This is a genomic window from Deinococcus cellulosilyticus NBRC 106333 = KACC 11606 (assembly GCF_007990775.1).
Classification (GTDB): Bacteria; Deinococcota; Deinococci; order Deinococcales; family Deinococcaceae; genus Deinococcus_C; species Deinococcus_C cellulosilyticus.
In genome coordinates, this window is the sequence record NZ_BJXB01000009.1 from 36,122 (window position 1) to 57,641 (window position 21,520).

The following is a 21,520-nucleotide window of genomic DNA, read 5'->3' on the forward strand; positions in this document are numbered from 1 at the left end:
AAGTCCTACAGCACTTTGGTTTCATCAATGCCCAGGCGCTGGAACAGAAATTGACTGCGCAATTTGGCTTCATCAATCAACGAGCCCAGGTCGATCACTTCCAGGTAGATGCCTGCATCTTTGAAATACCCGAAGTACCGGAATTTTGCGAAGTCTGCCTGCAAAAGCCCGACATCTGCATAGCGTTCCAGCAGGGTTCTGGCTTCTTCGGTGAAGTCGATGACGATGTACCCAAAGAACTGAGCCCCTTCGGCAGTACCGACCGTTTTGCCTGTGTGAGACTTGATTTTCCCCGCCTTGACTTTCTTGGCGTAGCCCCTGACCTGCTCCAGGGGGTCTTTTTTGGGGTGTCCGTACACGTACTGGTTTTTGCCTGGACGTTTGAATTCAATGATCACCACCGATGGGGAGCGTTCACCCTGCCGGTAAGCATGGGGGTTGTCGAAATACTGTTCATCGAAAGCCAGGTACATGTCGGGCTCCAGCAAACTCTCCGAATCGGTGTGCTTGTTCGATGCAAGTTTCATGTCCGAAGCCAGGTAAGAGTGGTACATCAGCCGTTCGTCCAGCACCCAGAGGTTCTGAAAGTTCTGGTGGATGCTGTCCGAAGAGGTGTTCAGGGGATGGAAGATGCGGTGCACCGCTTCCTCCAACATGTATTTTTCTTCTTTGGACCACTCCAGTGATTTTTCCAGGTACTCCAGGATCATTTTTCTGTGCACCACGTAATCCACCAAATCCATCTGTTTAAGCACATCCAGTTGCTCCATCAAGGCATTGTGGCGGTCCCGCAACGCTTCCAAACTGACCCCTGGGCCATCCGGGCGGGCCTGGTACAACTCCTGAGATTCCCGGTGGATGTCCTCTTCGATCTTGATGCGGGCTGTGGTCAAAGCCAATTCAAAATCACTGGGCTTCGGATTCTGTGGCAAATTCAATTGTTCCAGCAGGGGACGGTACCTGGGGTTTTCCACCAGGGCTCGGTATTTTGCGCGCCGCCGGGGTTCTTGAAAGATGTAGTTCCTCAAGGCGTCTTGCTCTTCGGTTTTGATGGCGGTGATCACATCAGACAGGTGCACTGCAGCACGGCTGCCCACATCTCCAAAAATGCGTTCAAGGGTGATCAGGGTTTCTTCGGGGTCTTCTGTGCCGTCAAACTCTGAACGCATGGGAATGTCAAAAGCGGTCCGTTCAGGTTTCACGTGACGGTCCAGGAAGTCCCCTGTCACGCAGGGCAGCAAGTAGAACTTTTCTTCCTTTCCGAGGCTGCCCTGCCTGGGGATTTTGGGCACGAAACTGGCCAGGTTTCGTCCCACCACTTCCCGACCATTGGCACACAGGTAGATTTTGTTGGTGTTTCCAGGGGCCCGTTTGGTGCGGACGTAACGGATGGTGAAGTTCTCCCCTCCGAGTTTCAGGTGATCCAACACCACCGAGGAGAGCATTTCATCTTTGAACATCCGGGTGATGTCCACTTCCTGCAGCCCCTGGCGGGTCAGGTCATGCAGCACAATGGAGGCTGCTTTCTCCGCTGAAAAGTAAATCAGGAAGTGTTGCATGATTTACTTGGCGATGTGCTCACCGGACTTCCTGAGAAGTTCAACGTACTCTGCTTTTGGCTGCAACAACCGAACGGTGGTGTGTGTGTCCTGAGGTGGGATTTCTTCGATGTCTTCCCCAAAGATGTTTTGTTCGACATCGCAGCTGAAGGTGCGCTTCAAGTACACCTCGCGTTCATGGTCAAAAAAGCAGCTTTCAACCTGGATTTGTTCGAACACCTTCAGGTAGGTCAGGCGACCTATGCCTTTTCCACCCCGTTCTGCTTTGTGCATGGAAAAAATGGTGAAGAAAGACTGGTGGTTGGCTTCATTGAAACCGATCCCGTTGTCGCGGACTTCGATGGCCTGAATGGGATGCACCACAGTTCGGCTGAGGTCCAGGTCCAGGGGTTCTTGTTGAATGTCCCTCTGAAGGGTGATCAGGATGCTGCCCGAACCCGAGAGGTCCCCCAGGATGTTTTTGCGGTCTTCCAGGGCATGTATGGCGTTGGACACAGCTTCAAACAAAGGCTGAAACGGTTTGTTTTTGAAGTCCGACAGAGACTTCATGAAACCCTGAAGTTCAAAACCGAATCTGCTCATACCAGAACATCTTATCGGATTTGTGAGCAGGGCGTCACATTCTGGCCTGGGCAGAGGACCTCACAGGCCACGGCCACAAAAGCACCCCCAGTGACCAGCAGTGACAGCTTGAGCCGGTTTACCCCAAGAGAGGATGAACACGACGAAAAAGGCCCAATGGGTGTGACCAGCAAACTTGAGGCACAAAAAAGAGGATGGAACGTCCTTCTTTCGGTATGGGCCAGACAGGCCTTTCACTTCCAGCCTGCCAGCACCTCCTTGCCCACCGTTTGAGCTGACCTCAGCACCCGGTGGGCCTCACGAAGGTTTTGGAGGGTGCTGGGACCCAGGTGCAGTCCCAGCACGGACTTCAGCACCTTGTGGTCCACCAACTCAGCCACCTGCTTCAGGATCTTTCCCACCTCGGACAGGTCCCCGGCCTGGGTGTCGGGACGGATGAACACCATCTCCCAGTGGAAACTCACCCGTTTGTTGAACAAATCTCCCAGGGGGACTTTTTCTGCGGTGTGCCGAACGGCCACGATCTTCCCCCGGGGCCGGATCAGGGTGACCATCTGCTGCCAGTACAGCCCTACATCCACCGCATTGAAAATGAAATCCACACTCGAATGAGGAATTTGCCTCAGCAGTTCCCCGGGGTGCACCACCAGGTCCGCTCCCATGTCCAGCGCCCAGTCGTGCGACACGTCCCGGGAGGCCGTGGCGATCACCCGCAGGCCCGCGTGTTTTGCCAGCTGGATCACCATGCTCCCCACCCCTCCCGCACCGCCGATCACCAGGAGGGTCTTGCCCCGGTCCTGCTCCTGAACTTCCAGGCATTCAAAGAGCCCCTCCCACGCCGTGAGGGCCACCATCGGCAGGGCTGCCGCTTCCAGCCGCAAAAAGAACGGGGTTTCAGGGCCACCAGGCGGTGGTCGACCCGCTGGAACTGGCTGTACGATCCAGGACGGTCGAACTCCCCAGCCCAGTACACTTCATCTCCCACCTGAAAGCCCGTCACCTGATCCCCCACGGCCACCACCACCCCCGAGCCGTCCCAGCCCAGAATGCGGGGTTCGGTGAGGGTCTGCCCGGTCAGGCCCCGGGTGACCCTGAGGTCCAGCGGGTTGATGGAGACGGCCCGCACCTCAATGAGCAGGTCCACCCCCGGCACGGTGGGCACGTCAAGAGAGCGTTCCGTCAGGCACTCAAGGCCGGTGATGGGCTGGTGGGCAGCAAAACCAAATGCTTTCATGACCGCTCCAGTGCAACAAAGAAAGGGGACTCAGTGGCCACTGTGGTCCATGCCGGGCATGTCAGGCATGTCCTCCGAAGCAGCTGCAGGGGGAAGGGTGGGTGTGAGAGACGCAGGGAGCGCCTCACCTGCTGGATGCACCTGCAAGACGCCCATCATGCCCTCTTCTTCGTGCTCGGCAATGTGGCAGTGGAAGACCGTCTTGCCGGTGAAGCCCTCAAATTTCACGGCCACCTGCACTTTTGCTTTCGCAGGGACGTTCACGGTGTCCTTCCACACCGGAGGCACTTCCTGGCCGTTCACCGAGAGGACCTGCACCGGGAAGGTGTGCAGGTGGAAGGGGTGGTCCATTTCGGTCTGGTTCTCCACCTCCCAGATTTCGGTGGTGCCTTCAGAGACATGGAAATCCACCCGGTTCATGTCAAACGTGCGTCCGTTGATGAAGAATTTCACAGGCTGCATGGTTTCTTGCAGCACCACCTTGCGAATGGCTTCGTTGCCAGTCACCTTCAGGAATGGACGGGGCTGCAGGGCAGGTTGTGGCACGCTGGCTGAGACGCTCCCTTTCTTCCCCTGCAGGGTGAGGAGCACCTCTGGTGTGCTGGGTGTGTGACCCTGATGCCCCCCGTCCATCTCATGCACCCCCCGGTCGTAAGGGTGGTTTTCCAGCCGGAGGTCCTGCTGGTCTTGCACGGAAATCAGCACATCGGCCCGCTCGCCGGGGGTGAGGAGGAGTTCTTTCACCTGCTCGGTTTTGGGCAGGTCGATCCCGTCCTTGGCGATGACGTGGAGAAAAGCTGAACCAGAGAGTTTCAGCAGGTCATAGCGGGCGTTTGAAGCGTTGATCAGGCGGAGCCTCACCCAGCTGCTTTCGGTCTTCAGGGTGGGGGAGGAGAGGCCGTTGACCAGCAGTTTGCCTTCCCGGCCGTTCATGCGGGTGCCGTCACTGTCCTGTACTTCAACAGGGAGGTCTTTGAGCACCACGGTGTGGGTCTCCATCCCCTGGATGTGGCTGTCAAAGGTGGGGTCCTCGACGATCAAGGGTCCTGCGAGGCCCTGGAAGAGTTGTGTTCCGAGGTGCCCATGGGTGTGGGTGTGGTACCAGAAGGTGCCGTGCAGGCCTTGCGGAACAGTGAAGCTGTAGGTGTGGCTTTCTCCGGGCTGGACCTGCAGAAAGGGATCGTCCACCCCTGCCGGGAGGGTCAGGCCGTGCAGGTGCAGGTTGGTGGGTTCACGGAGGTCGTTTTTGAGGGTGAGGTTCACCTGTTCTCCGGCCTGCAGGGTGAGCTGGGGTCCGGGAAAACTCTGGTTGAAGAGCTGTGCTTTCACCTCTTTGCCGTCCAGGGTGATGCTGGTTTCTGCGGCGGTGAGGGTGAAGGTGCTGCCTTTTTCTGTGCGGCTTGCTTGCACTTCAGCAGGGTTGTGGTACTCGGTCATGGGACTTCCTTTTGGAGCGCATGCGGTGAGCGCCACGGTCAGCAGGGTGAGGGAAGTGAGGGTTCGAATCATCGGGAACTCCTTGTGTTTTCTTTATATCCCCCCGAGGGGGATAAGTCAACATCCGATCTTCAAAAGAGACTTCAGTCACAGAGAAAGCGCCGTTTTTGTCCACATAATCGACTTCAGACCCGATGGTTGGCAATTCTGATTTTCGGTATCCCCCCAAAGGGGTGGAGAGAAACAGGGTGTTCGAGACCACAGGTGCCCCATGCCTGCCCGTGCAGGCCAAGGAAAGGAAAACCATGACCAAATTGAACGTCGGCAGTTACGTCTCCAGCCTCAAAGCCCTCCCCGCCCAGGTCAGGGACCGCCAACTCTTCCTGGAACGCGCCCGCCTCCGGGACACCGTGCCTGAAGTGGCCGGCCTCGAACTCGTTGGACTCGGCGGCAGTTGCGGCAAACCCGCCTTCTTGCTGCCTTACGTGCTGAGGTGGAATAAGGAAAACACCCTCAAACTCGAAAAAATTGCTGAAGACTTTGGTTGCTTCGTGGAGTACGGGGCCTACCCCCACCTGAAACTCCACGATGGGGGCCAGGAGGTTGCTGCCGTGCAGGACTGGAGTCAAGCCACGTTGGTGTTCGTGCGCCCCGGGTATGAACTGGGCGTCGAACTGCTCACCCGCCTGAATGAAGACCTGAAAGACTGATCATGTTGCGTGTCCTTTCTCTGATGACCCTGGTGCTCGTGTCCTGCAGCACCACCCCTCCCGTGCAGGTTCCCCTGGACCGGGGGGTGTTCGCCAGCAGTGAACGTGCCCTGTACGAACTAAACCTCCACACCGGTGAAGCCACCCTGCAAGGCTTCTTTGATGTGGGTCCTGTGCAGGACATCGCCCTCCTGAAGGACACCGGGGAGCTTTACGGGGTCACCCTGAACGGACTGTACCGGATCGACCCCGGAACGGCAGAAACCGTGCGGGTGGATGTGGAAGGCTTCGTTCCCGTAAACAGCCTCACCCAGACCCTCTCCGGGGACCTGCTGGCCGCCAGAGGAAGAAATGTGTTCCGGATCAGTCTGGACCGCCTGGTGATGCAGAAAGTCACCACCCTGCAGACCCAGAAATCGGTGAGTGGCGACCTGATTCAGCACCAGGGGCGGATGCTCGTCACCCTGGGGGCACCGGAAGAGGACGACACCCTGGCGGTCATCCGACCGGGTGGCCAGGTGACAGAACTCGGCTCCACCGGTTTCCGGGACGTCTCCGGCCTCACCGAAGTGGAAGGTCAACTGTACGGGGTCACCCGCCTCGGGGAGTGGATTTCCCTGGATCCAGTGACCGGAAAAGGCCAGTGGATCCATGACGTGCCCTTCCCTGGATCCGGCTTGCAGTAACTTCACCCACCCCTGAATTCCAAAAAAGACCCACGCCAGACACCAACCGTTGCCTGGGAGGGCCAGCTGTTGCTGGCCCAGAAAAGGAAAAACCATGAAATTGTCTCGTTTCCTCACGCCCGTACTTTCCCTGCTTTTCACTTCCTTTGCGGTTGCTGCACCTGTCCCACTGGTGTTTGATGTTCAGACCAGCCCGTTCACCCTGATTGATGTGGGCACACCCGGTCCCGGGGTGGGGGACACCACCGTTTTTGATGACCGTCTGTTCCAGGAAGGCAAAGAGGTGGGTTCGGGAAGTGGGTTTTGCACCATCACCCGCTTTGCGCCTGAGCAGGAGCACCCTTTTAAACTCTCTTGCACAGCAACGTATGTGCTGCCCGGGGGGACCGTGGCGGTGCAGGGCATCATGACCAACAGCCCCCTCAAGACCCTCACCGTGGTGGGCGGCAGTGGGACTTACCTGGGAGCCACAGGCACCCTGGAGTTCCTGGAGCACGGGGACGGCACCGGTAAAGTCACCTTACACCTGCAGCCCTGAGGCTTCCCTTGACGTTCCCCCTGGGGTACCCTGTGGGCATGTTTCGTCTGGACCTGCGGCCCCTCAGGCACCTCCTGGTCACCGTGGCTTTTCCGGTGCTGGTGTTGCAGCAGGATTTGTTCGGCACCGGCTGGGGGGTGCAGGACTTCGCCGGTCCCACGTTTGCCTTCATGATTTCTGCGCTCGTTCCCGCGCTGTACGTGCTGGGCATGCAACTGGGCAACCGTCAGGCCTCCCCGGTGTGGTTGCTGTTCACCCTGTCCACGCTGGTGAATGCCCTCAGCAGCTTCTGGTGGACCGACGGTTTGACGTTTGCCGTCAAGGACTCGAGTGGCAGTTTGTTCCTGGCCGTCAGCACCCTCACCTCCCTGCTTGTCGGCAAGCCCCTGTTTCGGTTCGTGGTGCGGGAGTACCTGTCGGTGGTTCCGCAGCTCACGGCCGACGACCTCACCCGATTGTTGCACGGTCCGGTGCGCACGCTGGTGCAGCAGAGCACGGTGGTGTTGTTCCTCAAAGGCCTCACGGTGGCTTCCGTGAACACCTACGTGAAATTCCACATGGTGAAGGGTTCGTTTGGCACCGAGGCCTTCAACCAGTCCCTGTCCCTGGCCGTTGCGGTGATGGTGCCCGTGGCGTACCTCGCCACCGTCACCGCGTACACCTTGATTTTTGTGTTGTGGAAACACAAATTGGGCCGTCACCTGACGTTTCCGTTCAGCCCTCAGGTGCTGCATCAGGCCCTCTTGCACGTCCGTTGACCCCTTTACGGTTTTTTCACACAAAACCCCTACTGTGAAGGTCATGCAAGACCCACACAAACCCAGCAGGCCGTGTTTCTCCCGGGCGGTGGAGGGGCCATTCACGGGGACGGTGGTGCCGGTGCCCCGGTCCGGCAAGCCCACAGGGCACCCCCTGACCGGCAGGGGGGAGGTGTGACCCTCCCGGGACCGTCGACCGTGCTGCTGGCGGCCAGACCCGACCAGATGGGGTTGCGGGGGGTGCTCGAGCAGGCGGGGCACCTGACCACCTGGGCAACTTGTTTCTCAGAGGCCCTGGACTTGTTTGAGCGGAACCGGCCGCAACTGGTGGTGGTGGATCAGGCCCTGCAGGCGGGCGGGGTGAGGCTGGTGGAACAGGTACGCAAAGTCAGCAACACCCCGATCCTGGTGCTTTGCCCGACCACTGAGGTGAACGAGATTGTGGGAGGCTTGCGGGCCGGAGCGGACGATTGCGTGCCGAGGGGGGTGATGCCGGAAGAGTTGCTCGCCCGGGTGCGGGCGCACCTGCGGCGCCAGCGACCCCCGGTGGTGGGGGAGGTGCATTTCGGAGGGTGGGTGATGGATTTCGACGCCAGGGAAGTGCGCTGCCACGGCACCCGGGTGTCGTTCTCACCGAGGGAGTTCGATTTGCTTTCCCTGCTGGTGCGGCACGAAGGGAAAGTCTTCTCCCGGCCGGAACTTGAACGCAAATTCTGGCCGGAGAAACACTCCGAGAGCAACGTGGTGGACGTGTACGTGGGCTACCTGCGGCGCAAAATGCTCCAGCATGACCCCCACCCCTACATTCACACCCTGCGCAGCCGGGGTTACGTGCTGCGCTTGCCGCAAAGTCCAGGACATTAGGGGCCTTCAGCGGGCCTTCTCGGATCCTTCACACCCGGCGGGCACCATCGGAGCATGAAACGCATGCGTGAGCATTTGGTGGGGCTGCTGCTGGGGGGCGTGGCGGTCGCCCAGCAGCAGGTGGAGTTGACGGGCGTCCCCCACGAGTACCAGCGCCTCAACAATTGCGGGCCGACCACGACGGGCATGTACCTGGGGTATTACGGCAGCGCCCTCAGACAACACCAGGTGGCGGAGGCATTGAAACCCAACCCCAGAGACAAAAACGTCACCCCACAGCAGGTGCTGGAGTACGTTCAGCAGCAGGGCTTCCAGGCGAAACTGGGTTCGGGTGGGAACCTCGGCACCCTCAAGAACCTGGTGAAAAGGGGCATTCCGGTGATGGTGCACACCTGGATGGAACTCCCCGGGGAGGGCGGACTGGGGCACTTCCGGCTGGTCACGGGGTACGATGAAACCCGCAGGCAATTCACCACGTTTGATTCCTACCTCGGTCCCCGCAGGGTGTTTTCGTACGGGCAGTTCGACCAAGACTGGCAGGTGATGAACCGCACGTACCTGGTGGTGTACCCCGGGCAGAAAGCCCCCTGGGTTGAAAAAACCCTGGGGGTGCGCATGGATGACCGCTGGGTGGAGCGAAACGCCCTGCGGGTGGCCCTGAGGGAAGCAAAGGAGCAGCCAGACAACCCTTTTGCGTTCTTCAACCTGGGTTCCAGCCTCTTGAAGGTGAACAGCCCCCGGGCGGCGGTGCGGGCGTTTGATCGGGCGTTCAGCCTGGGGGTGCCTCCTCGCATGTTGTGGTACCAGTTCACTCCGTTCCAGGCGCACCTGCAGGCCGGGCAACCCGGGCGGGTGGTGGAGTTGACCTCCAGGGTGCTGCGGGCCGCCCCGGACCATGAGGAGGCGTACTTCTGGCGGGCAGAGGCCCGCTTGCAGCAAGGGAAGGTCACGGAGGCCCGGGCGGATTTGCGGCAGGCCTTGCGCTTCCGCCCGTTGTTTCAGGAGGCCCGGGAGCGCCTGCTGGCCTTGAACGTCAAATCGAAACGGCCCTGAACCCTGTTGTGGGGGCCGGGGAGGCCGTCAAAAACCCAGGTTGAAAAGCAAGACCCCCTGCTTTTGCGGCCCCCTTTCACTGCAGCCGCAACTTGCCTCTCGGTTCAGGCCTTTTTTGGGGTGTGGAGGCGTTGCAGCATCTTCACTTTGGTGTCCGCTGGGGGCGGCTGGGGGGCACTGAACGCCAGGGCCTGAATCAACTGTCGCAGGTCCTGCTGGTGCTGCTGGCAGTCCGGGCAGTGCCGGAGGTGCAAGAGGGTTTCCGGGGGCAGGGGCGTGTGGTCCAGCAGGTGTTTCACAGTGCGGTCCCGGGTGGTGGGGCAATCCAGAGGGTTCATGGGGCCTCCTCTACAACAGGGACAGGAATCCCACCAGGATCACGAAGACGCCTAGGGTGAGTTTCACCTGCCGTTTGTGGGTGAGGTGCAGGCGGGACACCCGTTGCAGCACCGTTCGGCTGGAGGCCACCGTGACCAGCAAGACGAGCGGCAAAACGAACGCCACGTTGTAGGTCAACAGCAGTGTGTAAGCGTAAGTGACCGGGGTCAAAGAGGCGATCACTGCAGCAATGGCCAGGTACATGGCTCCACCGCATGGGATGGTGCAGGTGCCAATCAGGACCCCACCGATGAACGCCCCGGGGAGGGTGCTGTGCCGGGTGGCTGTGCGGGCCAGGCTGTGCAGGCCGCCCGGCATGGTGAGGCGGATGGGGCTGTCCGGGAACAGGTGTTCGAGCGACATGATCACCCCGAGGAGCACGGCGAGCATCCCGGCAATGCGGGTGAACAGGTGGGTGTTGCCGAGCGTTTGCAGCCACGCAATCTGGATGAATCCGGTGCCGAGCAGGAAGTACAGCAGGAAGATCCCCAGGATGTACATGAAGGCCACCCCCCAGATGCGACGCCGGGCCTGCAGCACCTCCGTCTGGCTGTGCTGGCCCACCAGGTGCATCAGGGCACCGATGAACAGGAGCAGGGTGGTGATGGCGCAGGGGTTCACCCCGTCCGCAAAGCCGGTGGTGGTGGTGAGCAGGAGGGCTGCGGGTTTGTTGTTTTGCAGCCAGCCGATGGAGGGCAGGGTGTGCTCGCGGGTGACGGCCAGCCACATGCCGAGGGGCAACAGGGACAGCACCAGGGCCAGGGGGGCCCAGCGGCTCAGGAACCGGGGGAGGGTCATGGCTTAGCCTTCCACCTGGATTTCTCCACGCATGAAGGGGTTGTCTTTGCCGCCGCAGCAGATGTCACAGTAGAAGGTGTACGTGCCTTTCCCCAGGGCGGGCAGGGTGAACGACCCGGTGGTCATGGGGGCGATTTTCTGCTCGAAGTTCTGGCCTTCGATGATGAAGTTGTGCCATCCCCCGCCGTCACTGTGCATGGTGTTGTCGAGGTTCACCACCGACACCTTCAGGGTTTCCCTTTCGCGGGTTTTCAGCACCTTCTGGTCCCAGCCGCCCATGCTGATTTGCAGGGTGAGGGCGTTTTCCTGCCGGGCGGCCTGGATGCGCTGGTAGGGTCGGAGGAAGAGCAAGACCATCAGGGAGAGCAGCAGCAGGGCGATCAATGTGGTGGTGAGCCGTTTCAGGGTCTGGGGGTTCATGTTTCACCTCTGGGGTCAGGGTACCTCTGTCCTGTGAAGATCATGTAAAGTTTTTCACGAGTAAGTCAAATGGGACGATTGTCCTGAAATTTTTGTTCGTCGGAAGACAAAAGTCCCGTTCAGAGCCACAAATGGTCTTCACACAATTTTCAAACTTCCCTGTTACCGTGAACCCATGAAAACCACAATGCTCGTCACCCTGATGCTGATGTCCGTCCCCGCCCTCGCCCAGCAAACCGACAAACTGTACGTTGCCAACGAGTACTCCGACACCGTCACGGTGCTCAACGCCCAGACCGGAGAGGTCCTCAAAACCATCGACCTGAACAGCGACAAACAAAACGAGCACCTCAGCCACCACGCACAAAGCACCGGGGACGGAGAAGACCACAAGGACGCCACCGTGATCCCCCACAACCTGCAAGTCTCTGCCGACGGCAAGTGGGTGTATGTCACCGAAGCCGGGCTGAATGTGGTGGCCCGCATCAACACCCAGAGTGACACCCTGCAAGGCACCTTCGACGTGGGGGACCACCCAGCCCACGTGGTGGACACCCGAGACGGCAAAACCCTCCTGGTCACCAACGGTGGAGCTGGCACCCTCAGCGTGCTGGACAGCAAAACCGGCAAAACCCTGAAGACCCTCAAGGTCGGCCAGCAACCCCACGGTCTGCGCGTCCGTCCGGACGGCCAGGAAGCCTACATCGCCAACACCCTCTCCAGCAGCGTCTCGGTCCTCGACCTCAAAACCCTCAAGGTGGTCGCCGAAATCCCGGTGGTCAGCAAGCCCGCCCAGGTGGCGTTCAGTCCGGACGGCAAGACCGTGTTTGTCTCCAACGCCCACCTTGGTGAGAAGGTCACCGGGCACGTCACGGTGATCGACACCCAGACCCGCAAGGTCTTAAAGAACATCGAGGTGGGCACCACCCCGATCCAGCTGGCGGTCACCCCGGACAACCGGTTTTTGTACGTGGCGAACACCGGATCCAATGACATCAGCGTGGTGGATTTGAAGGCCCTGAGGACCACCAAAACCCTTCCGGCTGGCAAGGCCGCGCACGGGGTGGCGATCAGCCCTGACGGCAGGTGGGGGTATGTCACCAACACCGACGATGGCACGGTGACGGTGCTGGATCTCACCACCCAGACGGTGAAAAACACCTGGAAGGCCCAGTACGGCAGCAACGGCGTGAGCCTGCTGGACCGTTGATGCACCAGGTCAGGGCCGGGATGTGCCGAGCATCCCGGCCCTGCCTCATGGTGGGTCACCCTTTACAGGAGCTTCACACCCCAGAGGTACACTCAAAACAAAGATCCCCCCAGGGGGGATGAAAGGAAGGCTGTCATGCAACACGAACACCCCCACAAAGAAGCCCCAACCGCCACCAAACCCTGGTACACCCAGACCGGCTGGCAAGTCACCCTGGTGGTCGCCCTCTTCCTCACCCCTTACCTGATCTACAGCCACTTCGGTCACCTCAGGGAAGCCCTGCCGTTCCTGTTCCTCTTGCTGTGCCCTCTCCTGCACCTCTTCATGCACGGCGGCCACGGTGGCCACGGCAGCCACGGCGGACCCACACCCCCCAAATGAGTCACCCTCCGGCCCGCACGGGCCAGAAAGGACCCCCATCATGCACCCCACCTCCCTGACAGCCGGCCAGAAAAGCCGCCTGCACCAGCTCACCCAGTTCACCCACCACCGCCTGCTGATTTTGCCCCTGGACCAGGGCCTGGAGCACGGCCCACAGGATTTCCTTCCTCACCCGCACAGCTGGGACACCCACCACCTCTACCCTCTGGCGCACCTCATCCCTTTTTCTGCCGTGGCCCTCCACATCGGGCTGGCCGAGAAGCACCAGGGGCAGAAGTCGGACGTCCCCTGGATCCTCAAACTGAACGGCAAGACCCCAATCCCTCAGGGGAGCCCGCCTTTCGCCGCCCTCAGCGCCCAGGTGGAAGACGCTTTGCGGTTGAATGCCCAGGCGGTGGGTGACACCCTGGATGTGGGGTCCGCCCGGCAAGACGACGACATGGAGCAGTGCGAACGGGTGCGCAGGCAAGCCCACCGGCATGGCCTGCCGGTCATCGTCTGGGCTTACCCCCGGGGGGAACACGTGGACCGTCAGGGGGGACCCAACCATCCCCTCATGGTGCAGTACGCAGCCAGGGTCGCTCAGGAACTCGGTGCGGCCACCTGGAAAGTCAACGTCCCACAGGCAGACATGGAGCACCTCCAGGAGCACCTGCACACCATTTTGCTGGCCGCCGGACCCACCAAAGTGGTGTTTGCAGGGGGTGAACTCACAGAGGAAAACCAGGTGCTGCAAACAGCCAGAATGGTCTTGCAAGCCGGGGCCGCTGGATTGATGTTTGGACGCAACGTCTGGCAACGTCCCTTAGAAGAGGCCCTTGCCCTCTCCCGGCAACTCCTGCACCTCCTCAGGGACGTGTGACATGGCGACCGTACAGAGGTTCATTCCGTTGAAGTTCGATCCCACCTCACTGGGGATGGTGCTGCTGGTGGGGTGGATGGTGCTCCAACACCCCGGCATCCCCAGCCCGGTGCTGACCGCCTTCACGCTGGCCTTGGGTTACGTGCTTTCGGTGCTGCTCCACGAGTACAGCCACGCAAGGATGGCCCGGGTGTTTGGCATACCCACCACCCGGATCACCCTGACTTTTTTCGGCGGTCAGGCGGAATTGCAGCACGACACCCCCACCCCCACCTCCACGTTCATGGTGGCGTTCGCAGGACCGCTCAGCAACCTCTTGCTGGCCTTGCTGCTGCACGTTGCCTTGCTGCTCCAATGGCCAGAAGGGGTGGGGTGGTCCCTGGGGATGCTCAAGACGATCAATGTGCTGCTGGCGGTCAGCAACCTGATTCCAGCCCCTCCCCTCGACGGGGGGCACATGCTGCACAGCGTGATCTGGAAGCTGACCGGGAAACCTGACGTCGCGCAGGCCACGCTCGCCGTCACCGGCGGGGTGTTCCTGCTGCTGCTGGGGGCCGCTGCCGTGTGGATGGCCCTGCGAAACCCGCTGGGTGCTCTGGTGCTGGCCCTCAACGCATCCATGGTGTTCTCCCACCTGATGGGCTGGTGGAAAGAAAGGCAGCACCAACCATGACCCCTGGGGTGTTCCCTGCCGTGTTCCAGGGGTACCTGTCGGACGTGCGTTTCCGCATGGCCCTCGCGGATTCCCCCCACACCCCCGCACTGTGGCTGGAGGTGCTCGCCGAGGACCCAGCCCAGGAGGTGCGGCTGCTGGTGGCCGGCAACCCCCACACCCCGGAGCAGGCCCTGCGGGGTCTGGTGCACGAGACGACCCTGCACCTGAAACTTGCCGGGAATCCCGGCACCCCGCTGGACGTCCTGGAGGCCCTGGCCGCTCAGGGAAACCAGGACGTGAGGGACAGACTCAGCGAAAACCCCGCCAGTCCAGCCACGCTGCTCCGCTCGGTGTTCCAGCACCTCTCCCACGCCGCCCTTCACCACCTGTACCGGCACCCGAACTGCCCAGCAGACCTCCAGCAGCACCTGCTGGCCCTGCACCCCCACTGGAAGCACCACCAGAGCACCCTCCGGGGGCCTTCAGAAAGGCCGATCCTCCCGGAGCCCTGCCAACCTCCGTTCACCTGCGGGTGCACGGGCCAGGAAAGGACCACCGACCATGAAACTCCGCCAGTTGCTGCCGTTGTTGCACCACCGGGAGGTGCTCATCTCCCGTGACCGCTGGAGCCGGGAAGCCCTGCTGGACCACCAGAAGCAGGCCCTCCAGCACCTCATTGAACACGCCGTGAACCACTCCCCTTACTACCGTCACCTGTACGGGGGGCGAACCGACCTCCCCCTGGAGGCCCTCCCGGTAATCACCAAAAAGGAATTGATGGAGCACTTCGATCAGGTGGTCACCGACACCCGCCTCACCCGGGCTGAACTGGAACGTCACCTGCAGGGGGATTTGAAGTCCCCTCACCTCGGGACCCACCAGGTGTGCATGACCTCCGGCACCAGCGGATTGCGGGGCATTTTTCCGTTCAACGAAGCGGAATGGTTGATGGTGATGGCCTCTTACGCCCGGGCGTACAGTTGGGCCGGGGCCACCCCCACGTTGTTCAGGCACATCAAGATGGCGGTGGGGTCCACCACCACCCGCTGGCACCAGTCCTTGCAGGTCGGGGAGACCGCCCACAGTCCCTTCGTGCCGACCTTGCGCCTGGACGTCACCGATCCGTTGGTGGAGAACGTCGTGAAACTCAATCCATTCCAGCCGGACGTGCTGGTGGCGTACAGCTCCATGGGCCGCCAACTGGCCCTCGAGCAACAAAAGCACCGCCTGGACATCCACCCGAAAGTGGTGATGCTGGCCAGCGAGGTGCTCACCGACAGCACCAGAAAATTGATTGAGGACACCTGGGGGGTGACGCCTTTCAACGTGTATGGCCTCACCGAGGGGGCCACGGTGGCCGCCGAATGCCCCCACCACCGCCTGCATGTGTTTGAAGACCTGGTGATCGCAGAAGTGGTGGATGAACAGAACCGGCCCGTCCCGGTGGGAGAGGTGGGCAGCAAGGTGCTGCTGACGGTGCTGTTCGGCCGCACCTTGCCCTTGATCCGTTACGAGGTCACCGACCGGCTGGTGGAGTCCGAAGAAACCTGCCCGTGCGGGATGCCGTACCGCACCCTGAGACCTATTGAGGGCCGCAAGGAGAACCCTTTGCGCCTGCAGGACAGGGCAGGGAGGTGGGTGGAGGTGCACCCGAACCTGTTTGAGGACGTGCTGGGTCCCCTCCCGGTGGGACCGTGGCAGGTTGGGGTGCAAGGGCGGGTGCTGCACGTGCACGTCAGTGGGGATGGGGTGCCGGACGTGCAGAGGCAGGCGGTGCAACACCGCCTGCAAAAGGCCCTCCAGCAACTGGGGCTCGACCAGCAGGTGCAGGTGCATTTCGGGAGGGAGGTGAAGCGCGGCCTGAGCGGGAAACCCATGGGCAACCTGGTCGGACCGTGACCTTGCAGGGGCCCTTCAACCTCGGGGCCAGGGGACGTCCACCACCACTGCACGCACGGCCAGCACCAGCACGGCAAAGGTGAACACCATGCGCACCACCCGTTCAGGCAGGTTTCGGGTCCAGATGGCCCCGAGTTGGGCCCCCCAGAACATCACCAGGGCCATGGCTAGGGCCACCGGCCACACCACCAGTCCCTGCAGGGCGAAGACGATCACGGCGATCAGCGAGGAGAACACATTCAGCCACTTGGTGCCCACCACCGCCTCTTTCAGGGTGAAACCCAGGGTGTGGGTGAACACCACCGTCAGCAGGGTCACGTAGCCTCCGCTGAACAGCCCCCCGTAAATCCCCAGCAGGAACGTCAACGCCCAGCCCCACCAGGGGTTCTTGTGGGATGGGGGTGGGGTAGGGGAAGGTCTGAGCACCACCCAGGCCATGACCAGCATGGCGGCCACCACCACCCCCTTCAAAGAGGAGGTGGGCAAAACCGTGACCAGCAAAGCGCCCAGCAGGGACCCACCCACCGTCAGGGCGGTGAGGCCGCTGAGGGAGTGGAGTTGCAACTCTCCGCTTTTCCAAAACTGGCTGGAGGCCCCCAGGCTGAGGGCGGTGAGGGCCACCATGTTGCTGGCGATGGCTTCAGGTGCAGCCATGCCCAGGGCGAGCATCACCGGGACCGTGATCAGGGACGTGGCGCCCGTCACCACGCTGATCACGCTGGTCAGGAAAGCCACGGGCAGCAAGATCAACAGGTCGGTGCCCAGCACCCGTCCATCATAGGGGTGCGACACGCTGCAGGCAAGGTGGTTTTCAGGGCGGGGTTCAGTGGTGTCGCAACTGCCGGTGGGCTTCCACCACCCAGTCCGGGTCGTGCAGGTGGTCGGGGAGTGCGTGGCGCACCACCTCCCGTTGCAGGTGGCGGAGTTCCTCTTGCAGGGCCTGCAGGTGGCACAACACCCGGTGGGTGGAAGGGTGGGGGTGTTGCATGAGGGTGTGGAGTTCCTGCAGGTGGTCTTGGATGCGCTGGAGTTTGCGGATCAGGCAGCGGTCCATAAAACCTCCAATCCCCCGGTGGGGATGTTAAGTTATTTTGTCTGATCATTTGGCTGGCCGCAAGAGAAAAGTGTCCTGACAGTGACTCTTGACTTTGCCTGTGAAACGCAGCACAATAAAACCATAAATCCCCCCTAGGGGGATAACAGGTGAGTCGTTCCCTCACCCCACGGAGGAACCATGACCAGCCACACCCACCACCACACCCACACCATTGAAGTCGAACTCAAAAACTGCCACAGCGGCACCGACCTCGAACACTTCGAACGCCAGGCGAAACACATCCCCGGGGTGCAACACGTGCACCTCGACCGCACCCGCATGGTCGCCCACATCACCACCACCCTCACCGAACAAAACCTCCACCAGCACCTCGAACAACAGGGCTTCCTCTGCACCTGCAAAAACCCCCCCCACCATCCCACCCCCCCTGCCTCCAAAACCACCGAGACGGCCCCAACACACACCCACCCCACGCCCTCCGCACCCACAAGCCCCACCCCAGATGCCCACGCTGGACATGGTGGACATGGAGGAACGCACACCCCAGATGCCCACGCCGGGCATGGTGGAATGCACACCCCAGATGCTCACGCCGGGCATGGCGGAATGCACACCCCAGATGCCCACGCCGGGCATGGTGGAATGCACACACCGGATGCTCACGCTGGGCATGGTGGGCACGAGGGTCACGGACCGGAAATGATCCGGGAGATGCTCGTCAAGGGCATCTTCTCCCTGATCCTCACGGTTCCCGCCGTCCTGTACTCCCCCATCGGGGAGAGCCTGGGCTTCAAGGGCATGCCTCCTTTTGGGCTTTCGATGGAGGTGTTCGGGTTTTTGCTCACCACGCCTGTGATCCTGTGGGGGGGGAGCCTGTTCACCACCAGCGCCTGGCGGGCCCTCAAGCACCGGGAAGCCAACATGATGACCCTGATTGCCCTGGGCATCTGGGTGAGTTACCTGTACTCGGTGGCCGCCACCTTCCTCTTCAAAGGGGAAGTGTTTTACGAAGCCGCGGCGATGCTCACCACCTTCTCGATTGCGGGGCACTGGCTGGAAATGCGGGCCCGGTACCACACCGGGAAGGCGGTGGAGGCCCTGCTCAAACTGGTTCCGGAGACCGCCCGGGTGGCCAGGGACAACCAGGAAATCACGGTGCCGCTGTCTGAAGTGAAAGCCGGGGACACCCTCTCCGTGAAGCCCGGGGACCGCGTCCCGGTGGACGGCCAGGTCACTTCGGGTGAGAGTTACGTCGATGAGAGCATGATCACCGGGGAGCCCATTCCGGTGTTGAAAAAAGCCGGGGAAGCCGTGACGGGCGGGACGGTCAACAAGGACGGGTCGTTCCGCATGGAGGCCCAGAAGGTCGGTTCGGACACGGCCCTGGCGAACATCGTGCGGATGGTGCAAGACGCCCAGGGCAGCCAGGCCCCCGCACAGCGCCTCGCGGACACCGCCGGGCGGTACCTGGTGTATGTGGCTTTGCTGGCAGGGCTCGTCACCTTCGCCGTGTGGATGCTGCTCACTGGCAACCTGGTGTTTGCCCTCACTGCAGCCGTTTCGACCATCGTGATCACCTGCCCGGACGCCCTGGCGCTCGCCACCCCCACCGCCATCACCGTGGGGATGGGCCGGGCCGCCAAAGAGGGGGTGCTCTTCAAGAACGCCACCCACCTAGAGAACACCGCCGGGCTGGACACCGTGGTGTTCGACAAGACCGGCACCCTCACCGAAGGCAAACCTTCCCTCACCCGCATCGTGGCCCTTTCGGGCAGTGAGGATGAGGTGCTGCGTCTGGCGGCCAGTGTGGACCGGCACAGCGATCACCCCCTCGCCCGGGCCATTGTGGACGGAGCGAAAGCGAGAAACCTTTCCTTGTGGGAAACCACCGGCTTCCAGAACATCTCGGGTTTCGGGGTGCAGGCAGGGCTGGAGGGTGCGATGGTGCGGGTGGGAAATGTGGATTTGATGGTGCGGGAGAACATCCCCACCCTGGACGCTTCCTCTCAGGCCGATGAGGCCGCTTTGCGGGGGGAGACGGTGATGTACGTGGCGAAAGGGGGGGAACTCATGGGGCTCGTTGGGGTGTCCGATCAGGTGCGTTCGGAGGCCACCAGGGCCATCCGGGACCTGCATCAGCTGGGCATCAAAACGGTGATGCTCACCGGGGACAACGAGCACACCGCCCGTGCGGTGGCGAGACAGGTCGGCATCGATGAGGTGATTGCTGGCGTGAAACCCGACCAGAAGCAATCCAGGATCGAGGGGCTGATGCAGGGCGGCAAGCGGGTCGCCATGGTCGGGGACGGCATCAACGACGCGCCTGCGCTCGCCACCGCCACGGTCGGCATTGCGATTGGGGCTGGCACCGACGTGGCCATTGAGACCGCCGGGGTGGTTTTGCTGCAGGACAATCCAGCAGCAGTGCCGGTGGCCATCCGCCTCGCGAGAGCGGTGAACGGGAAAATCAAACAGAACCTGTTCTGGGCTGCGATTTACAACGTGCTGGCCATTCCGGTCGCTGCAGGTGTCCTCTACCCGTCTCTGGGCCTCTTGCTGAAACCCGAGTGGGCGGCTTTGCTGATGAGCATTTCCACGGTGACGGTCACCCTCAACGCCCTGTCCCTGAACCGGCTGCGGGTGGGCACGGCCCACTGAGGTTCAGTCCTTCAGGAAACCCGGTGGTCACCGGGTTTCTTTTTGCAATGTGTATCTGACCACCTCCACCCAGTGCTCGGAGGGGAAGTCCTTCTGGTGGGGGTCGACCAGCACCCCCTGCACCCCGTGCCTGGCCTGCAAGACGGTCAGCCGGGTGAGGGCATGGAGGGTGGTCCTTTTGCACTGCACCACCAGGGGGCCGTGTTCGAAGTACAGGTCGAACGGCCATGGTCCGGCCCGCCACAACCGCCTCGGGAGGTGCTCCTGGCATTCGTGTTCCAGCAACCGCAGGAATGCGCGTTCGGCGGGATAGAGTTCCTGAATGGGTGCTTCCATCAGGGCGGCGTGCTGCAAGGCCTGCATCAGGTGATGCTGGTGCCGGACGTGCACGGCGGGGGTGAGGCGGCCTTTGCGGCCATCTCGCATGGTGAATTGTTTGAGGGTGTGGGGTGGGAGGGGCACACTGGGGTGCTGCTGGAGTTTCTGCCAGCACTGTCCCGGCATCGGCACCTGGAGGCTTTTCAGCAGGTGGTGGATGGAGATGTGGTGGTGTTCCACCTGAAACAGGGGCAGGTCAGGGTCCATGGATGCCTCAACGTCATTGTCCCGCAGCATCTTAGGGGCAGGGTGTGAAGCTTGTGTAAAGGGCGGCTGAACGAACCTGAAGGCCATGTATAAAAGTCGTACAAAACGAAAAAAGATCGTCTGAGACACAATTTTCTCTTTCGCTCGGGGAGATTTGTTACGGTGCCCTTCCCCCCTTTCGGCCATCTTGAGAAAAGCCACCCCACCCGGGGCGGGAAATTCACACTTCAGGAGGACCCCATGAACCACCAGGCCACCCACACCGCCAGCCGGAGTTTGCAAGCCTGCATTCAAATGTGCCAGGACTGCCACACCACCTGCCTGCAGACCCTTTCTTACTGCCTCACCCAGGGGGGCGAGCACACCGAAAAAGGGCACCTCACCACCCTTCAAGACTGCGCCGACATCTGCCAGACCAGTGCGGACTTCATGCTCAGGGAAAGCCACCTGCACCAGCACACCTGCCAGGCTTGCGCCGAAATCTGTCTGCACTGCGCCGAGCACTGCAGCAAAATGAACGACGAAACCATGCAGCGCTGCGCGGACGTGTGCCGCCAGTGCGCCGAAAGCTGCCGTGAAATGGCCAGCATGCACCACTGAGGAGAACCCCATGAAAACCCTGCTCACCACCCTGCTGCTCACCGGCTTCGCCTTCGCCCAGGACCACACCACCATGAACATGCAAAACATGACCGGCATGCAAATGATGCAAATGCCCGGCATGGACCAGATGATGAAATTGACCGGCAAGGACTTCAACCGGGCCTTCCTCAGCATGATGATCCCCCACCACCAGGGGGCCATCGACATGGCCGAAATGGCACTGAAGATGGGCAAGGACGCAAAAGTGAAACAGTGGGCCAGGCAGATCATTCAAGACCAGAAAAAAGAAATCGCCCAGATGCAAAAACTGCTGGCCACCCAGGGGGGCATGGATGAAGAGATGGCCGGCCAGATGAAAAGCATGATGGAGATGCCGGACATGCAAGGCATGGATCCGGACAAAATGTTCGTGCAGATGATGATCCCCCACCACGCCAGCGCCATTCACATGGCGGGCATGGCCCTGGAGAAAAGCGGGAATTTTGAGGTGCTGCGCCTCGCCCGGAACATCGTCACCGCCCAGGGCAAGGAAATCCTGGATTTCAAAATGTGGCTCTCCAAACACTGACCACCCAGAGGCAGATGGGGCAAGC

General features: G+C 61.3%; 26 protein-coding genes. 15 read left to right on the plus strand and 11 right to left on the minus strand.

Annotated features, from left to right (window positions below; all coding sequences use genetic code 11):
- Positions 1 to 5: 5 nt before the first annotated feature.
- The 5 genes from DC3_RS11270 to DC3_RS11290 form a co-directional block, all read right to left on the minus strand.
- The gene (locus DC3_RS11270; RefSeq protein ID WP_146884477.1) at positions 6 to 1,559 is read right to left on the minus strand and encodes a hypothetical protein; all 1,554 of its coding nucleotides are present in this window, start codon (positions 1,557 to 1,559) and stop codon (positions 6 to 8) included.
- Positions 1,560 to 1,562: 3 nt separating this feature from the next.
- Entirely contained in the window at positions 1,563 to 2,141 is a 579-nt protein-coding gene (locus DC3_RS11275; protein WP_146884478.1) for an ATP-binding protein, read from the minus strand.
- Between the two features lie 233 nt (positions 2,142 to 2,374).
- Positions 2,375 to 2,995, minus strand: coding sequence for a zinc-binding dehydrogenase (locus DC3_RS11280; RefSeq protein ID WP_146884479.1), 621 nt, complete (start codon positions 2,993 to 2,995; stop codon positions 2,375 to 2,377).
- A complete protein-coding gene (locus DC3_RS11285) occupies positions 2,914 to 3,375 on the minus strand; it encodes an alcohol dehydrogenase catalytic domain-containing protein (protein ID WP_146884480.1) in 462 nt (153 codons plus the stop codon). Before DC3_RS11285 ends, DC3_RS11280 begins: the two co-directional genes overlap by 82 nt.
- Positions 3,376 to 3,405: 30 nt before the next feature.
- The gene (locus tag DC3_RS11290) at positions 3,406 to 4,884 is read right to left on the minus strand and encodes a multicopper oxidase family protein (RefSeq protein WP_146884481.1); all 1,479 of its coding nucleotides are present in this window, start codon (positions 4,882 to 4,884) and stop codon (positions 3,406 to 3,408) included.
- Positions 4,885 to 5,117: 233 nt separating this feature from the next.
- On the opposite strand from DC3_RS11290, the gene DC3_RS11295 reads away from it, so the two are divergent.
- From DC3_RS11295 to DC3_RS29960, 6 genes are all read left to right on the plus strand, one after another.
- Complete coding sequence (locus tag DC3_RS11295) at positions 5,118 to 5,522, plus strand: hypothetical protein (protein ID WP_146884482.1); 405 nt, start codon at positions 5,118 to 5,120, stop codon at positions 5,520 to 5,522.
- 23 nt (positions 5,523 to 5,545) lie between these two features.
- Positions 5,546 to 6,208 (plus strand): hypothetical protein, encoded by a 663-nt coding sequence (locus tag DC3_RS11300; protein ID WP_146884483.1) that lies wholly within the window; start codon positions 5,546 to 5,548, stop codon positions 6,206 to 6,208.
- Between the two features lie 94 nt (positions 6,209 to 6,302).
- Positions 6,303 to 6,746, plus strand: a complete 444-nt coding sequence (locus DC3_RS11305; RefSeq protein WP_146884484.1) for an allene oxide cyclase barrel-like domain-containing protein — start codon at positions 6,303 to 6,305, stop codon at positions 6,744 to 6,746.
- Positions 6,747 to 6,784: 38 nt separating this feature from the next.
- On the plus strand, positions 6,785 to 7,504 hold the full coding sequence (locus DC3_RS11310) for a DUF3159 domain-containing protein (protein ID WP_146884485.1): 720 nt from the start codon (positions 6,785 to 6,787) through the stop codon (positions 7,502 to 7,504).
- Between the two features lie 72 nt (positions 7,505 to 7,576).
- Positions 7,577 to 8,368 (plus strand): response regulator transcription factor, encoded by a 792-nt coding sequence (locus DC3_RS11315; RefSeq protein WP_146884486.1) that lies wholly within the window; start codon positions 7,577 to 7,579, stop codon positions 8,366 to 8,368.
- A gap of 54 nt (positions 8,369 to 8,422) precedes the next feature.
- The gene (locus tag DC3_RS29960) at positions 8,423 to 9,421 is read left to right on the plus strand and encodes a C39 family peptidase (protein ID WP_146884487.1); all 999 of its coding nucleotides are present in this window, start codon (positions 8,423 to 8,425) and stop codon (positions 9,419 to 9,421) included.
- A gap of 104 nt (positions 9,422 to 9,525) precedes the next feature.
- On the opposite strand, the gene DC3_RS11325 is transcribed toward DC3_RS29960, so the two are convergent.
- The 3 genes from DC3_RS11325 to DC3_RS11335 are packed head-to-tail and all read right to left on the minus strand — an operon-like array spanning position 9,526 to position 11,017.
- Positions 9,526 to 9,759, minus strand: a complete 234-nt coding sequence (locus DC3_RS11325) for an anti-sigma factor family protein (protein ID WP_146884488.1) — start codon at positions 9,757 to 9,759, stop codon at positions 9,526 to 9,528.
- Positions 9,760 to 9,769: 10 nt separating this feature from the next.
- Positions 9,770 to 10,597, minus strand: a complete 828-nt coding sequence (locus DC3_RS11330) for a cytochrome c biogenesis CcdA family protein (protein WP_222594748.1) — start codon at positions 10,595 to 10,597, stop codon at positions 9,770 to 9,772.
- Positions 10,598 to 10,600: 3 nt separating this feature from the next.
- On the minus strand, positions 10,601 to 11,017 hold the full coding sequence (locus tag DC3_RS11335; protein ID WP_146884489.1) for a cupredoxin domain-containing protein: 417 nt from the start codon (positions 11,015 to 11,017) through the stop codon (positions 10,601 to 10,603).
- Between the two features lie 175 nt (positions 11,018 to 11,192).
- On the opposite strand from DC3_RS11335, the gene DC3_RS11340 reads away from it, so the two are divergent.
- From DC3_RS11340 to DC3_RS11365, 6 genes are all read left to right on the plus strand, one after another.
- Positions 11,193 to 12,227: a YVTN family beta-propeller repeat protein gene (locus DC3_RS11340; protein ID WP_146884490.1), complete on the plus strand. Its 1,035-nt coding sequence runs from the start codon at positions 11,193 to 11,195 to the stop codon at positions 12,225 to 12,227.
- 135 nt (positions 12,228 to 12,362) lie between these two features.
- A complete protein-coding gene (locus DC3_RS11345; protein ID WP_146884491.1) occupies positions 12,363 to 12,608 on the plus strand; it encodes a DUF2933 domain-containing protein in 246 nt (81 codons plus the stop codon).
- A gap of 40 nt (positions 12,609 to 12,648) precedes the next feature.
- Positions 12,649 to 13,470 carry a class I fructose-bisphosphate aldolase gene (locus tag DC3_RS11350; RefSeq protein ID WP_146884492.1) on the plus strand — a complete coding sequence of 274 codons (822 nt, stop codon included), beginning with the start codon at positions 12,649 to 12,651 and terminating at the stop codon, positions 13,468 to 13,470.
- A gap of 1 nt (position 13,471) precedes the next feature.
- Positions 13,472 to 14,143, plus strand: coding sequence for a M50 family metallopeptidase (locus DC3_RS11355; protein WP_146884493.1), 672 nt, complete (start codon positions 13,472 to 13,474; stop codon positions 14,141 to 14,143).
- Positions 14,140 to 14,745: a DUF2336 domain-containing protein gene (locus DC3_RS11360; protein ID WP_146884494.1), complete on the plus strand. Its 606-nt coding sequence runs from the start codon at positions 14,140 to 14,142 to the stop codon at positions 14,743 to 14,745. The genes DC3_RS11355 and DC3_RS11360 overlap by 4 nt, the downstream gene beginning before the upstream one ends.
- On the plus strand, positions 14,687 to 16,024 hold the full coding sequence (locus DC3_RS11365; RefSeq protein ID WP_146884495.1) for a phenylacetate--CoA ligase family protein: 1,338 nt from the start codon (positions 14,687 to 14,689) through the stop codon (positions 16,022 to 16,024). Before DC3_RS11360 ends, DC3_RS11365 begins: the two co-directional genes overlap by 59 nt.
- 15 nt (positions 16,025 to 16,039) lie before the next feature.
- Here DC3_RS11365 and DC3_RS11370 read toward each other — a convergent pair whose 3' ends face one another.
- Together DC3_RS11370 and DC3_RS29965 are read right to left on the minus strand one after the other, a co-directional pair.
- Positions 16,040 to 16,816 (minus strand): sulfite exporter TauE/SafE family protein, encoded by a 777-nt coding sequence (locus DC3_RS11370; RefSeq protein ID WP_246130631.1) that lies wholly within the window; start codon positions 16,814 to 16,816, stop codon positions 16,040 to 16,042.
- Positions 16,817 to 16,847: 31 nt separating this feature from the next.
- Positions 16,848 to 17,078 carry a hypothetical protein gene (locus DC3_RS29965; protein ID WP_146884496.1) on the minus strand — a complete coding sequence of 77 codons (231 nt, stop codon included), beginning with the start codon at positions 17,076 to 17,078 and terminating at the stop codon, positions 16,848 to 16,850.
- Between the two features lie 180 nt (positions 17,079 to 17,258).
- On the opposite strand from DC3_RS29965, the gene DC3_RS11380 reads away from it, so the two are divergent.
- Positions 17,259 to 19,739 (plus strand): heavy metal translocating P-type ATPase, encoded by a 2,481-nt coding sequence (locus tag DC3_RS11380; protein WP_146884497.1) that lies wholly within the window; start codon positions 17,259 to 17,261, stop codon positions 19,737 to 19,739.
- A 27-nt stretch (positions 19,740 to 19,766) separates the two neighbouring features.
- On the opposite strand, the gene DC3_RS11385 is transcribed toward DC3_RS11380, so the two are convergent.
- Entirely contained in the window at positions 19,767 to 20,324 is a 558-nt protein-coding gene (locus DC3_RS11385; RefSeq protein ID WP_146884498.1) for a hypothetical protein, read from the minus strand.
- Positions 20,325 to 20,564: 240 nt separating this feature from the next.
- Between DC3_RS11385 and DC3_RS11390 the strand changes: the two genes are divergently transcribed.
- The gene (locus tag DC3_RS11390; RefSeq protein WP_146884499.1) at positions 20,565 to 20,924 is read left to right on the plus strand and encodes a four-helix bundle copper-binding protein; all 360 of its coding nucleotides are present in this window, start codon (positions 20,565 to 20,567) and stop codon (positions 20,922 to 20,924) included.
- Positions 20,925 to 20,934: 10 nt separating this feature from the next.
- Positions 20,935 to 21,495 (plus strand): DUF305 domain-containing protein, encoded by a 561-nt coding sequence (locus tag DC3_RS11395; RefSeq protein WP_146884500.1) that lies wholly within the window; start codon positions 20,935 to 20,937, stop codon positions 21,493 to 21,495.
- The last annotated feature ends 25 nt before the right edge of the window (positions 21,496 to 21,520 follow it).